This window comes from Chelatococcus sambhunathii (assembly GCF_001418005.1).
Taxonomy (GTDB): Bacteria; Pseudomonadota; Alphaproteobacteria; order Rhizobiales; family Beijerinckiaceae; genus Chelatococcus_A; species Chelatococcus_A sambhunathii.
Genome location: NZ_LIOL01000010.1, coordinates 111697 through 126216, shown reverse-complemented (window position 1 = coordinate 126216; position 14520 = coordinate 111697). Strand labels below are relative to the sequence as shown.

General features: G+C 67.1%; 11 protein-coding genes. 7 read left to right on the top strand and 4 right to left on the bottom strand.

Annotated elements, in window-relative coordinates; genetic code table 11:
• From ASC46_RS17125 to ASC46_RS17110, 4 genes are all read right to left on the bottom strand, one after another.
• Nucleotides 1–707: flagellin N-terminal helical domain-containing protein (locus tag ASC46_RS17125; protein WP_055460508.1), on the bottom strand; the 707-nt coding region annotated here is incomplete at its 3' end.
• Between the two features lie 241 nt (nt 708–948).
• Nucleotides 949–1623, bottom strand: coding sequence for a response regulator transcription factor (locus ASC46_RS17120; protein WP_055460507.1), 675 nt, complete (start codon nt 1621–1623; stop codon nt 949–951).
• Between the two features lie 659 nt (nt 1624–2282).
• Nucleotides 2283–2903: an XRE family transcriptional regulator gene (locus ASC46_RS17115; protein ID WP_141659705.1), complete on the bottom strand. Its 621-nt coding sequence runs from the start codon at nt 2901–2903 to the stop codon at nt 2283–2285.
• Between the two features lie 287 nt (nt 2904–3190).
• Nucleotides 3191–3577: a response regulator gene (locus ASC46_RS17110; protein ID WP_055460505.1), complete on the bottom strand. Its 387-nt coding sequence runs from the start codon at nt 3575–3577 to the stop codon at nt 3191–3193.
• A 174-nt stretch (nt 3578–3751) separates the two neighbouring features.
• Between ASC46_RS17110 and ASC46_RS17105 the strand changes: the two genes are divergently transcribed.
• The 7 genes from ASC46_RS17105 (at nt 3752) to urtC (ending at nt 14520) form a co-directional block, all read left to right on the top strand.
• Nucleotides 3752–4462: a protein phosphatase CheZ gene (locus tag ASC46_RS17105; RefSeq protein ID WP_082464887.1), complete on the top strand. Its 711-nt coding sequence runs from the start codon at nt 3752–3754 to the stop codon at nt 4460–4462.
• Nucleotides 4463–4636: 174 nt separating this feature from the next.
• Complete coding sequence (locus tag ASC46_RS17100) at nt 4637–5428, top strand: ImuA family protein (protein ID WP_055460503.1); 792 nt, start codon at nt 4637–4639, stop codon at nt 5426–5428.
• Nucleotides 5319–6905, top strand: coding sequence for a Y-family DNA polymerase (locus ASC46_RS17095; protein WP_245280604.1), 1587 nt, complete (start codon nt 5319–5321; stop codon nt 6903–6905). Before ASC46_RS17100 ends, ASC46_RS17095 begins: the two co-directional genes overlap by 110 nt.
• Nucleotides 6902–10186 (top strand): error-prone DNA polymerase, encoded by a 3285-nt coding sequence (locus ASC46_RS17090; protein ID WP_072249543.1) that lies wholly within the window; start codon nt 6902–6904, stop codon nt 10184–10186. Before ASC46_RS17095 ends, ASC46_RS17090 begins: the two co-directional genes overlap by 4 nt.
• Before the next feature lie 230 nt (nt 10187–10416).
• Complete coding sequence (gene urtA / locus ASC46_RS17085; RefSeq protein ID WP_055460501.1) at nt 10417–11718, top strand: urea ABC transporter substrate-binding protein; 1302 nt, start codon at nt 10417–10419, stop codon at nt 11716–11718.
• 61 nt (nt 11719–11779) lie between these two features.
• Nucleotides 11780–13378 carry an urea ABC transporter permease subunit UrtB gene (gene urtB, locus ASC46_RS17080; RefSeq protein WP_055460500.1) on the top strand — a complete coding sequence of 533 codons (1599 nt, stop codon included), beginning with the start codon at nt 11780–11782 and terminating at the stop codon, nt 13376–13378.
• Nucleotides 13375–14520, top strand: coding sequence for an urea ABC transporter permease subunit UrtC (urtC, locus tag ASC46_RS17075; RefSeq protein WP_055460499.1), 1146 nt, complete (start codon nt 13375–13377; stop codon nt 14518–14520). The genes urtB and urtC overlap by 4 nt, the downstream gene beginning before the upstream one ends.

Below are 14520 nucleotides of genomic sequence, written 5' to 3'. Positions count from 1 at the left end.
GTGACGTTCTCAAGCTCCGTGAGGTCCGCAGCAGCGTTCGTCACGCCACTGATGTCGAAGGTGAAGACCGAAATCTTCGCGCCGGCAGTGCCCGTACGCTGGGTCACGGCAGTGAACGTGTAGGCAGTGCCGGTATCATCCTCAAGCGCCTCGTCGTAGAGGCCGACCTGACCGTTCGCATCGAACAGGTGCATCTTGGAAATGTCGATGTCGATCTTGTCGATCGTCACGGCACCGCCGGCCCGCGAGAACGAGGCGACGACGGCGCGGGTCGCGTTGTAGGCGGTCGCGCTCGAGTCGACGTCGAGCCAGTTCTCGCCGTTGAACACCGCCGACGAGGCCGAGGTCTTGAGCTGGTTCTGCAGGTCGGTGATCTCGGTCTGCACCTTGGCGCGGTCGACGCCGGCGTCACGGGCAGCGACGAGCTTCTTCTTGATCTCGGTGACGATTTCCTTCGTCGTGTCGAGCGCGGTGTACATCGTATCGATGGTCGCGGCGCCGAGACCGATGGCGTCCTTCACGGCCGAGAGGGCGGCGTTGTCGGACTTCATGGTGGTGGCGATCGACCAGTAGGCGGCGTTGTCCGACGCCGTCGACACGCGCATGCCCGTCGAGATGCGAGTCTGCGTCGCGGTCATGTTCTTGTTGGTGGCCGTCAGCGTCTGCAGAGCAGTCATCGCCGAGGCATTGGTCAGCAAGCTGGACATGCTTTCGTCCCTTCACATTGAGATGTGGATTGTTTGAAAGGGACATGCCGGATTTGAACCGGCATAGCGGAGCGGCATCATGCCTTTGAGGCGCAAGCTAGGACCGCCTCAATCCGCTATGTTTTCCACCTTAGCTTACAAATATTACCGGTTTGTTGCCATGCGTGCACGCCAAAAATAGAAGCGCTTCCTCGCCGGCCGGCGAGGAAGCGCCTTCAAGGGGATAAGGGCGTGCGGCAGCTCAGCCGCGGTCGACGAACATGTAGCCCATATAGCGCTTGGCCTCGATCGGGTCGTAGCCGAGCCGCTCGCGCAGCTTCTTGCGCAGCTTGCTGACGTGGCCTTCGACCACGCTCTCTTCCACCGCCTCGTTGTAAAGACCGTAAATGGCGTTGAACAGCTGCATCTTGCTGACGCGCCGGCCGCGTGCGCGCACCAGATATTGCAGGATGTGACGTTCGCGGCGAGGCAACGTCACCGCCTCGCCGTCGATCTCCGGATCGCGGCCGTCGTAAAAGACCTTGAGCCGGCCAATCGTGGTCTTCTCTTCGGCGCTGTTCACGCGCCGCCACACGGCCTCTGCCCTCGCCAGGATTTCCTTTACGTGGACCGGCTTGCGAACCACGTCGTCGATCCCGGCGGTAAAGAGCTCGAGCGTCTGTTCCAGCGAGCGCGTCTCGCTCAACGCGATGATCGGCGCACGGCTGTGGTTGCGGATGAGCTCGGGATAGCTCGAGCGGTCGGCAAAGTCGCCGAGCACGAACCCCTGCACCGCATTGAGATCCACGGTCGATGCCGTCTCCAGCCATTCCCGGAACTCGCCCGAGTAGAAGCCCATGGACGGCACGCCCTCGCGCCCGAAGCTTGCCACATAGCCGGATGTGACAAGTTGCCTTTCGTCAACAACGATATACACAGCCTGACCCCCCAGCCCGTTCGAAAAATCAGTCATCACGCCACACCCGATCAATCAAGATCAGGCACGCAGCACTGATTTACCTTGATAAGGCGACATATATCGTTTGGTCATTACACAATTATAATATCTGCGATTTTATCGTTCTGTAGATATCAGCTCCATATCTCCCCTCTCGTGAGAGAGGAATACGCACTCCACCCCGCACTCGACCGCCGACAGCGACAGGCAATGCCCGGACAAGCCTGAGCACGGAAGATGCCGTCACATGGAGCGACCGATCATCCGTCGACGACACCCAACACGCCGCAGCGATCCTGAAGCCTTGACGACGACACCTGAAACGGCCGCGCCAACAGCGAATCAGCAATTCAAGAATTATTAATCATCCGTTAAGGGTCAATACGTTTTGTATCGATTTGGAATGCATGTGCTGCACTGAGTCATTTTTGCATCGGTCCGCTACAATTATCGCTAAAATTTTAACGGCAGCGCCATGCCACCAGCGCGCGAAAAGCGCTTGAAACGGCCATCTCATCAGCCTTCAGCCGACCCGATGACTTGAGCCCTGGAGTGCGGTGGAGAACGCGCGGGACATCAGCGATGCGGGAACGTCCCGGCAGGGTGTCATGGGCGCGCGGCAGCATCGCGGCCAGCCGTCACCCCCGGCGGGAGCGCACCACCGATGTGACTGCCGCGCTCCAGGCGACGTGGACGGCGCGCGTCACATGCCCGTCGCCGGACTGCAGATCGACGAGGCCCGAGCGCATGACCTTGCGCACGATGCGCAGGTAGCCGCGGCCCTGGCTGGTGATCACGACGGCTTCCCGACCGATGAGGTTACGCGGACTATCCCCCGTTCGGTCACAGACAACGATGTCGCCGGGATCGTAGCGCGGCTGCAGCGCCGTCCCGGCGATCCGGAAGCCTATGGCCTGTGGCGACATGGCGACGGGCGTCTCGACGCTGAAAACCGCACGCGGCGGCCCCGCCCTCAGCCGGGGCCGGACGCTGCCGCCGTCGCCGACCTCCCCGGCGATGTCGAGATGGTGTCGCCGGGGATGTCGGCCCTCCCCGGTCAGGAGCCAGGCGAGACTGACGTTGAGACGCGCCGCATAATGCTCGGCAACGGCAGACCGAATGCCGCGCAAGCCGTTCTCATGGGCGCGGTAGGTCACCTCACTCCAGCCGAAGGCCCGCGCCGCCGCAGCCGCACTGGCAAAGCCCGCGCGGCGCCGGGCCGCCCGGAGGCGCTGAGCGATGCTGTTCTCGGAATTCATTCCGGCCCCCGGCAGGAGGAGGCCCAGCAGGAACGAGACGCCGCAGGACGACGCAACTTCCGCCCCCCAATCGTCGAGGGCATCCGCTCGAAGTCGAGCCGCGCCCATCTACAAGTCTCTGATATTAAAAGTTGCTGCCAGGCAAGACAAGCCGGACCGGCAGCAGCCTGCCAGACCGTCTCGGACCAGCAGAAACCATCGGATTTACACGCTTAAAATACAAAGTGGCACGCCCTGCCCCCGGCAGGGCGTGCGCCACAGGCCCATTCGAACGAATGCGCAGAGGATTACTGCTCAGCGAAGACCGCCTCGATCTTGCCTTTCAGTGTCTGCGCATTGAACGGCTTGATGATGTAGTTGTTGACGCCGGCCTTCTTGGCAGCGACGACGTTCTCGGACTTCGCCTCGGCGGTCACCATGATGAAGGGCGTGTGGGCGAGCTTCTCGTCGGCGCGGACCTGCTTGAGCAGTTCGTAGCCAGTCATCGGCTCCATGTTCCAGTCGCTGATGACGAGACCATAGTCGCGCTCCTTCATCTTGGCGAAGGCCTCGGTGCCGTCGGCCGCCTCGTCGACATCCTGAAAGCCGAGCTGTTTCAACAGGTTGCGGATGATGCGAACCATGGTCTTATAATCGTCGACCACGAGGATCGGCATCGAAAGATCAAGCGCCATAGTTCACTCCACCGCTTTGCACTTTGTTGACAGGGGCGCATTTCGCTGCGCGGAGACTCTTGCAGAAAACTTGCACGAAGCTTGCATGACGGAAGCCGGACCGTTTGCCTTGGTTGAAGCCGAGCACGTATAGTAACGCCCTGAATTGACCAATCCTTAAAAAGGGAGGTGCCGATGACTGCGGGCCATCGGCCGTTTCGCATCGAATCCATGGTCGAGACCGGTTTCGGCGACACACTCATGGGGAGCCCGGCGGTGTCGGCGCAGCTCGAACAGATCACGCAGCAGCTCGCCGAGTTGCGCACTCTGGTCGAAGCCATCAACAGCCGCGACGAGCGAATCGGTCAGATCTCGGAAGGTGGCGCCTTTTGGCAGGATGTCGACGCCATCCAGCGCAGCATCCAGAGGACGAAGCTGGAGCTCGCGACACTTCATGCCAAGGGTCTGCGCGGCGAGCAGAAGAGCCGCGTGACAGACGAGCTCGACGCCGTCGTCTCGGACACCGAGAGCGCCACGGAGACGATCCTCTCCTCGGCGGAGGCCATCAACGACGCCACAGGCGTGCTGATGGAGCAGCTCACGGGCGAGCAGCAGGAACTCGCCAACCACATCTACGAGCAGGTTATCCGCATCTTCGAGGCCTGCAACTTCCAGGATCTCACCGGCCAGCGCATCGGCAAGGTGGTCGGCACGCTCAAGTTCATCGAGGAGCGTGTCGCCAGCATGATGGAAATCTGGGGCGGGCCGGACAGCCTCTCGAGCCTTGCCGAGGCCGAGGTGGAGGAAGAGGAGGAGAAGGGCGACGAGGCCTTGCTCAACGGGCCGCCGCTCGCCGGCGACATGAACGTCGTGTCGCAGGACGACGTCGATTCCCTCTTCCGCTGAAGAGCATCCCCACTCTCATTTCCCTTTCGCCATCGGACATCTGCTGGCGGCGGCATGAACGGCCGCCGCCAGGTACGGCCGCTCATGCCGGCTGTCCACTGACGGCGCTCGCGGGCCCGGCATTGACTCTCGCGTTCTCCTGAGTCGTTATAGAACGAAACAGGAACAAAAATCATGAGCGCGGTGCAGGATACATTGCAGGCGCTGCGGCGGAGCATTGCCGCGATCGAACCGGCGGCTTCCGAAACAGGCCGGCGCTTCACATGCGGGGCGCCGGCCGTGGATGGGCTGCTGGGCGGCGGCTTCCTCCGGGCCGCGGTGCACGAGATCTTCGCGCACGAGGAGGCGGATGCCGGCGCCGCTGCCGGTCTTGCCGCCGCCCTTGCGGCGCGAGCCGCGGCGGATGACCGCCGCGTGGTCTGGGTGCGGCAGGGTTTTTCCGTGGCGGAAACCGGCGCGCTTCACGCGCCGGGCCTTGCCGCCCTCGGGCTCGACCCGGGCCTGCTCGTCGTGGTGACGGGGCCCGATGCCACCTGCGTGCTGCAGGCGGGGGCGGAGGCCTTGCGCTGCCCGGCGCTCGGCGCCGTCGTCATCGAGCCGTGGGGCGACCCGAAATCCCTCGACCTGACGGCGAGCCGCCGCCTCGCGCTCGCGGCCGAGCAATCCGGTGTTCCCGCCCTTCTGCTGCGCATCGCGGCGACGCCCCGGCCGAGCGCGGCGGCGACACGCTGGTCGGCCGCCGCCGCCCCGTCCCGGCCGCTGGCCGCCAACGCCCCCGGCCATCCCGCCTTCGACATCACCTTGCTGCGCCATCGCGCCGGCCTTGAGGGCCGCCGCTGGCGCCTGGAGTGGCACCGTGAGCACCGTCTCTTCCGCGAGCCCGCGCCGCTATCTCGCCCTGTGGTTCCCCTTCCTGCCGGCCGACCGGCAGCGCCGGACCTCGCCCCCCTCGCCCGCACAGGCTGAGGCGCCGCTCGTCCTCGTCGAGAAGGTCTCGAGCGCGCTGCGCCTTGCCGCCGTCGACCGGCAGGGGTTCTTGCTCGGCCTCACCCCCGGCCTCACCCTGGCTGATGCGCGCGCCCGCATTCCCCATCTCGTCGCGGTGGACATGGACCGCGCGGCCGATGCCGCCCTGCTCGCCCGCCTCGCCGACTGGTGCGACCGCTATACGCCGCTCGTCACCGTCGAGGAGCCCGACGGCCTCGTGCTCGACATCACCGGCTGCGTCCATCTCTTCGCCGGCGAGGCCGGCCTGCGCCGGACGGTGATGCAGGGCCTCGCCCGCGGTGGACTGACCGTGCGGGGCAGCGTCGCCGGCACGCCCCAGGCGGCAGCGGCGCTCGCCCGCTTCGGCCGCAAGGCGCTCGGGCGGCACGACATCGTCCCGCCCGGCGAGGAGGAGATGGCGGTGCGGCCGCTGCCGGCGGCCGCGCTCGGCGTCTCGCCGGAAGTACTGCTCGCCCTCACCCGGGCGGGGCTGAAGACCGTGGGCGACCTGGCGGAGCGCCCGCGCGCGCCGCTTGCCACCCGCTTCGGCGCGGACCTGCCGGTCCGTCTCGCGCGCATCCTGGGCCAGGAGGACATCGGCATCTCGCCGCGCCGGCCGCTGCCACCCTGCCTCGTCGAGCGGCGCTTCGCCGAGCCCGTGGCCCGCGAGGAGGACATCGACGCCGCCCTCGCCGGGCTCGCCCACCGCGCCGGCCGCATCCTCGCGGAGCGCGGCGAGGGCGGACGGCGCTTCGAGGCCGCCTTCTTCCGCGCCGACGGGCGGGTCACGCGCCTTGCGGTCGCCACCGGCCGGCCGGCGCGCGACGCGGCCGTCGTCATGCGCCTGTTCCGGGAGCGGCTCGCGGCGCTCGCCGATCCCCTCGACCCCGGCTTCGGCTTCGACCTGCTGCGCCTTGCCGTCACGGCCTGCGAGCCGCTCGGCGAGAGCCAGGTCAGCCTCGACGGGCGAACGGTCGAGGACGAGGAGGTCGCCGCCCTCGTCGATCGGCTCGGTGCCCGCTTCGGCGCCGCGGCCGTCCTCCGCCCGGCCTTCGTCGACACGCATATTCCCGAAAGGGCCGTGCGCATGGTGCCGGCGGCTCTCGACGACGACGGGACGGCGCCACCTTGCGGCTGGCCCGTCGAGCGGCCGGCCGATCCCCCGGCGCGGCCGGTCCATCTCTTCGATCCGCCACAGCCCATCGAGGCGCTCGCCGAGGTGCCGGACGGGCCGCCGCTGCGCTTCCGCTGGCGGCGCGTGCTGCACGAGATCGCCCGCGCCGAGGGACCGGAGCGGATCGCGCCCGAATGGTGGCGCGACGAGGCGGGTGAGGAGCCGACGCGCGACTACTACCGCGTCGAGGATGCGAGGGGACGGCGCTTCTGGGTCTTCCGCCAGGGCCTCTTCGGCGAAGCGCCCGCCCCGCGCTGGTTCCTGCACGGGATCTTCGCATGAGCGCTCATGCCCCAATGCCGGCGGCAGCCTATGCCGAGCTTGCTGTCACCACCAATTTCTCCTTCCTGCGCGGCGGCTCCAAGGCCGGGGACCTCGTCAAGCAGGCGCTCCTCCTCGGCCTTGCCGGCATCGGCATCGCCGACCGTAACACGGTCGCCGGCGTGGTGCGGGCCCATTCGGCGCTCGAGGAGATCAGGACGCTTCTGCAGGAACAGGGCAAGACGCTGCCTCCCTTCAGGGTCGTCGTCGGTGCCCGCCTCGTCTTCGCCGACGACACGCCCGACATCCTCGCCTATCCGGTGAACCGCACCGGCTGGGGGCGCCTGTGCCGCCTCCTCACCATGGGCAAGCTGAAAGCGGACAAGGGCGAGTGCATCCTCACCCGCGCCGATCTCGTGGCCGATGCGCGGAACCTCCTCCTCATCGTCATGCCCGGCCAGCCCGAGGGCATGTCCCTCGACATCCTCCGCGAACTGAAGGAAGCCGCTCCGGGCGCCACCTGGCTCGCTGCCGCCATGGCCCATGGCGGCAGCGACCGGCGCGACCTCGCCGGGCTGAAAGCGATCGCGGCCCGGGCCGATGTGCCGCTCCTCGCCGTCAACGACGTGCTCTATCACGAACCCGCCCAGCGTCCGCTGCAGGACGTGCTGACCTGCATCCGCGAGGGCGTCACCATCCACACGGCCGGGCGCCTCCTGGCCGCCAATGCCGAGCGGCACCTGAAGCCCCCGCAGGAGATGGCGCGGCTCTTCCGCGATGCGCCTGAGGCGATCGGCGAAACGCTGCAGGTCCTCGACCGTATCGACTTTTCGCTCTCCGAACTGAAATACGACTATCCGGAGGAGCCGGTGCCGCCCGGCAGGACCCCACAGGACTGGCTCGAGGAGCTGACCTGGCGCTGCGCCGCCTTGCGTTATCCGCAGGGGATATCGCAGAAGGTGGAGAAGCTCCTGCGGGAGGAACTCGCCCTCATCGCCGAACTCGATTATGCGCGCTACTTCCTCACCATCCGCGACATCGTGCGCTATGCGGAGGATCATGGCATCCTCTGCCAGGGGCGCGGCTCGGCCGCTAATTCCGCCGTTTGCTACGTGCTCGGCATCACCGCCGTCGACCCGGAGGATAACGACCTCCTCTTCGCCCGCTTCATCTCCAGCGAGCGGCGCGAGCCACCGGACATCGACGTCGACTTCGAGCACGAGCGGCGCGAGGAGGTGATCCAGCACATCTACGAGCGCTACGGCCGCGACCACGCCGGCATCGCCGCCACCGTCATCAGCTACCGCCCGCGCAGCGCCATCCGCGAGGTGGGCAAGGCGCTCGGCCTGACGGAGGACGTGACCGCCCGCCTCGCCGGCACGGTCTGGGGGAGCTGGGGCGCGCCCATTGCCGACAAGCACATCCGCGAGGCTGGGCTCGACCCGAAGAACCCGGTGATCCGCCGCGCGGTCGACCTTGCGACGCAACTCCTCGGCTTTCCCCGCCATCTCTCCCAGCATGTCGGCGGCTTCGTGCTGATGCGCTCCCGTCTCGACGAGACGGTGCCTATCGGCAATGCCGCCATGGACGAGCGCACCTTCATTGAGTGGGATAAGGACGACATCGACGCCGTCCGCCTCATGAAGGTCGACGTGCTCGGCCTCGGCATGCTCACCTGCATCCGCAAGGCCTTCGATCTCCTGCGCAGCCACTGCGGCCTCGACCTCGATCTCGCCGCCGTGCCGAGGGAGGATCCCGCCGTCTACGACATGCTCTGCAAGGGCGATTCCATCGGCGTCTTCCAGGTGGAGAGCCGGGCGCAGATCAACATGCTGCCGCGCCTCAAGCCGAGGAAATTCTACGACCTCGTCATCCAGGTCGCCATCGTGCGCCCCGGCCCCATCCAGGGCGACATGGTGCATCCCTACCTGCGCCGGCGGAACGGCGAGGAGGAGGTCACCTATCCCGCTCCCTCGCCAGAACATGGCCCGCCGGACGAACTGAGACAGGTGCTCGGCCGCACCCTCGGCGTGCCCCTCTTTCAGGAGCAGGCCATGAAGATCGCCATGGTGGCGGCCGGCTTCACGCCCGAAGAGGCGAACGGCCTGCGCCGCGCCATGGCCACCTTCCGCCATGTCGGCACCATCCATACCTTCGAGAAGAAGATGGTCGAGGGCATGGTGGCGCGCGGCTACGAGCGCGCCTTCGCCGAGCGCTGCTTCAACCAGATCAAGGGCTTCGGCGAATACGGCTTTCCCGAGAGCCACGCCGCCTCCTTCGCCAAGCTCGTCTACATCTCGGCCTGGATCAAATGCCACCACCCGGCCGTCTTCGCCTGCGCTTTGCTCAATTCCCAGCCCATGGGCTTCTATGCCCCGGCGCAGATCGTACGCGATGCGCGCGAACACGGTGTCGAGGTGCGCAACGTCGACATCAACGCAAGCGTCCACGACAACACGCTCGAGAAACGCCCGGACGGCGCGCTCGCTCTGCGGTTGGGGTTTCGCCAAGTGGACGGTTTCAGCGCGGACTGGTCGAAGGCGCTCCTGGCCGCGCGCGGGGTCGGCTACGACAGCGTCGAAGCTCTGTGGAAGCGCGCCCGCCTGCCGCAGCGAGCCCTGAAGATCCTCGCCGATGCCGATGCCTTCCGCTCCATCGGGCTCGACCGGCGGGAGGCCCTGTGGGCCGTGCGCCGCCTGCCCGACGACGCGCCCCTGCCGCTCTTCGCCGCCGCCGCGGCACGCGAACTGGCGGACGAAACCGATGCCGCCCTGCCGGCCATGCCGCTGTCGGAACATGTGGTGGCCGATTACCAGATGCTGCACCTGTCGCTGAAGGCTCACCCCATGGCCTTCCTGCGCGAGGGCTTCCGGCGCAAGGGCGTCAGGACCACGGCCGAGATCGCGGCCCTGCCGGACGGCGCTTTCGCCAAGGTCGCCGGCGTCGTGCTGGTGCGCCAGCGCCCCGGCAAGGGCAACGCCATCTTCATGACGCTGGAGGACGAGACGGGCATCACCAACGTCGTCCTGTGGACGCGGCGCTTCGAGCGCTTCCGCCGGCAGGTCATGAGCGCGCGGCTCGCCCTTGTTGCCGGGCGGGTGCAGAAGAGCCCGGAGGGCGTCGTCCACCTCATGGCCGAGGCGGTGGACGACCGCTCGCAGGACCTTGCCGCGCTGTCGCAGGCGCACGAGGCGCGCACGACGCTGTCGCGCGCCGACGAATCCGCCCATCCACAACATCCGCGCTCCGCGGGCCATCCGCGCAACGTGCGCATCCTGCCCAAGTCGCGCGATTTTCACTGAGCACCGGAGAAGGATGCGCCACCTCCCCCCGCGCAGGAAAGATGCCCACACCCCGGTTGCTGCAACTGCCGGACGCACGGGCGCGCAGCAAACGGGCATCGCTCTGCCCAAAAAATCATCAGCGCGTTTGTCGATCGGGCCCCGCCTGCAGCCTGCGCGCCGCCGGCGCGGCTGGCACGGGGCTTGCTGCCCTCCCGAGGCAACAATCATCCGGGGGTGGAGCAACGACAATGCGAAATCGTTTCCAGAAGATACTCGCAACGCTCGCGACGGCGGCGACAATCGCGTTGCCGGCCGCAGGCGCCAGCGCTCAGGACGTCATCAAGGTCGGCATCCTGCATTCGCTCTCGGGCACGATGGCCATCAGCGAGACGACATTGAAGGACGTGATGCTGATGCTCATCGAGGAGCAGAACAAGAAAGGCGGCCTCCTCGGCAAGAAACTCGAAGCCGTCGTCGTCGACCCAGCCTCCAACTGGCCGCTGTTCGCCGAGAAGGCGCGCGAACTCCTCACCAAGGACAAGGTGGCCGCCACCTTCGGCTGCTGGACCTCCGTGTCGCGCAAATCCGTCCTGCCCGTCTTCGAGGAGTTGAACGGCATCCTCTTCTACCCCGTCCAGTACGAGGGCGAGGAATCCTCCCGCAACATCTTCTACACGGGCGCCGCGCCCAACCAGCAGGCCATCCCCGCCGTCGACTACCTGATGGAAAACGAGGGCGTCGAGCGCTGGGTGCTGGAGGGCACGGACTACGTCTACCCGCGCACGACCAACAAGATCCTCGAGGCCTATCTCAAGGCCAAGGGTGTCAAGGACGAGGACATCTCCGTCAACTACACGCCCTTCGGCCATTCCGACTGGCAGACCCGCGTCGCCGACATCAAGAAGTTCGGTTCCGCCGGCAAGAAGACGGCGGTCGTCTCCACCATCAACGGCGACGCCAACGTGCCCTTCTACAAGGAACTTGCCAACCAGGGCATCAAGGCCACCGACATCCCGGTCGTCGCCTTCTCGGTTGGCGAGGAGGAGCTTGCCGGCATCGATACCAAACCGCTCGTCGGCCATCTCGCGGCCTGGAACTACTTCCAGTCCGTCGACACGGCCGAGAACAACGATTTCATCGCCAAGTGGAAGGCCTTCACCAGGAATGACAAGCGCGTCACAAACGACCCGATGGAGGCGCATGTCATCGGCTTCAGCATGTGGGTGAAGGCGGTGGAGAAGGCCGGCTCGACCGATCCCGACGCCGTCATCGACGCGCTCATCGGCGTCTCGGTGCCCAATCTCTCGGGCGGCTATTCCACGATGATGCCGAACCACCACATCACCAAGCCGGTGCTCATCGGTGAGATCCAGGAGGACGGCCAATTCTCCGTCGTCTCGCAGACGCCGGGCCTCGTCGTCGGCGACGAGTGGTCGGACTATCTCGACGGGTCGAAGGACCTCATCGCCGATTGGCGCGCCCCGCTCTCCTGCGGCAACTTCAACGTCAAGACCGGCAAGTGCGGCGGCCAGGGCCCAGTCGCCCAGTAGGCGCCCGACGCACCAGGCCGGCGGCATCCAGGCCGCCGGTCATTCTCCCGAAAGACGCGCGATGTCACGCCTCCTCTGCCTCATCCTTGCGCTCGCCTGCGGCCTTTTTGCCGCGCCGGTCTGCGCGGCACCGGCCGATACCGGGGACGCGCTCCTCCTCATCGCCAGCGGCCGCTTCCCCGACATTGAGAAGGGCGTCGCTCTCCTCGCCCGTTCGGGCGATGCCCGCACGCAAGCCATCATTGAGGCACTGCGCGACGGCCGCCTCGCGGTCGCCGCCGACAAGCGCGTGGTCATCGAAGGCGCGAACGGCAGCTGGTCGGAGGCGGCGACGGGGGAAGCCCTTGCCGAAGCGCCTCCCTCGCCCAAGGCCGTGCGCCTCAACAACCGCATCCGCCGCGCCGTCGAGGCCGCGCTCGGCGCCCTGACACTGATGGCGCCCGACGCCGCCGCCCGCCGCCAGGCGGCCGAAGCAGTCTTCCGCTCGCGCGATGCCACTGCCCTCGCAACGCTCGACGAGGCCATCGCCCGCGAGGAGGTCGCCGGCATCCGGCGCCTGATGGGCGAGGCCCGCGCCGCCATCCTGCTCGGCGATGCCGGAGCCTCGGACCTTCAGAAGATCGAGGCCGTCGACATCCTCGCCACACGGGCCGACCAGGATGCGCTCGCGCTCCTGCGCGCTGCCGCCGCGCAGGGATCGCCGACGGTGCGCGAGGCTGCGGAAGGCGCCATCACCGCCGTCGAGCGGCGGCTTGCCGTGCTGTCGATGCTGCAAAATGTCTGGTACGGCCTGTCGCTCGGCTCCGTGCTGCTGCTCGCCGCCATCGGCCTCGCCATCACCTTCGGCGTCATGGGCATCATCAACATGGCCCACGGCGAGATGGTGATGATCGGCGCCTACACCACCTTCGTGATCCAGGAGCTGGCGCGCACCCACGCCCCCGGCCTGTTCGACTGGACGCTGCCGCTCGCCATCCCCATGGCCTTCCTCGTCGCCGCGCTCGTCGGCGTGGCGATCGAGCGCGGCATCATCCGCCATCTCTACGGCCGCCCACTGGAGACGCTGCTCGCCACCTGGGGCGTCAGCCTCATTCTCCAACAGACGGTGCGCTCCCTCTTCGGGCCGACGAACCGCGAGGTGGGCGCCCCCTCCTACATGGCCGGCGCCTTCGACCTCGGCGGCCTCACCATCACCTACGGCCGGCTCTGGATCATCGTCTTCAGCTTCGCCGTCTTCTCGGCCCTCATCGTCGCGCTGAAGGCCACCTCTTTCGGCCTCAAGATCCGCGCCGTGACGCAGAACCGGCGCATGGCCGCCTCGATGGGTATCCGCACATCATGGGTCGACACCATGGCCTTTGCGTTGGGCTCGGGCATCGCCGGGGTAGCCGGGGTGGCCCTGTCGCAGATCGACAACGTCTCGCCCAACCTCGGCCAGAGCTATATCGTTGACAGCTTCATGGTCGTCGTCTTCGGCGGCGTCGGCAACCTGTGGGGCACGCTCGTCTCGGCGCTCACCCTCGGCATCGCCAACAAGTTCCTCGAGCCCTTCGCCGGCGCCGTGCTCGGCAAGATCCTGCTCCTCGTCTTCCTCATCCTCTTCATCCAGAAGCGCCCGCGCGGGCTCTTCGCCCTCAGGGGACGGGCGGTGGAAGCATGACGCGACGCCCCATCCTCCTTGCGATGCTCGACGGCAAGGGCGCCATCTTCCTCGGTGTCCTCGCCGCCCTCGCCGTCCTCGTGCCGCTGTCGAACCTCTTCTTGCCGGAGACATCGCCGCTGCACGTGCCGACCTATGCGGTCTCGCTCCTCGGCAAGTATCTCTCCTACGCGCTGCTCGCCCTGGCGCTCGACCTCGTCTGGGGCTACTGCGGCATCCTCTCGCTCGGCCACGGCGCCTTCTTCGCCCTCGGCGGCTACGCCATGGGCATGTATCTCATGCGCCAGATCGGCCCGCGCGGCGTCTACGGCCACCCCGTGCTGCCGGACTTCATGGTCTTCCTCAACTGGCAGGAACTGCCGTGGTACTGGTCGGGCTTCGACATCTTCCCCTTCGCGGCCCTGATGGTGCTCGCCGTGCCGGGCCTCCTCGCCCTCGTCTTCGGCTGGCTCGCCTTCCGCTCCCGCGTCACGGGCGTCTATCTCTCCATCATCACCCAGGCGATGACTTTCGCCCTGATGCTCGCCTTCTTCCGCAACGACATGGGGCTCGGCGGCAACAACGGCCTCACCGATTTCAAGGATATCCTCGGCTTTTCCGTGCAGGCGCAGGGCACGCGGCTTGCGCTCTTCGTCGCGACGGTCATCGCACTCGCTCTCGGCTATGGCGTGGCGCGCTACATGGTCACCTCCACCTACGGGAAGGTGCTCATCGCCATCCGCGACGCTGAATCCCGCACGCGTTTCCTCGGCTACCGGGTAGAGCACTACAAGCTCGTCGCCTTCACCGTCTCGGCCATGATGGCGGGCGTGGCCGGCGCACTTTATGTGCCGCAGGTCGGCATCATCAACCCGAGCGAGTTCTCGCCCGCCAATTCCATCGAGGCGGTGGTGTGGGTCGCCGTCGGCGGCCGCGGCACGCTCGTCGGCGCGGCCCTCGGCGCCGTCGTCGTCAACATGGCGAAATCCTGGCTGACCGGCGCTCTGCCGGAGCTGTGGCTCTTCGCCCTTGGTGCGCTCTTCATCGTGGTCACGCTCTACCTGCCGAAGGGCATCGTCGGCACGCTCGCCGAGCGGCGGGAGAAGCGCAAGGCGACGGCCACGGCAAAGACCGCCGGGATCGCGGCCGAGGCGGCGGAGTGA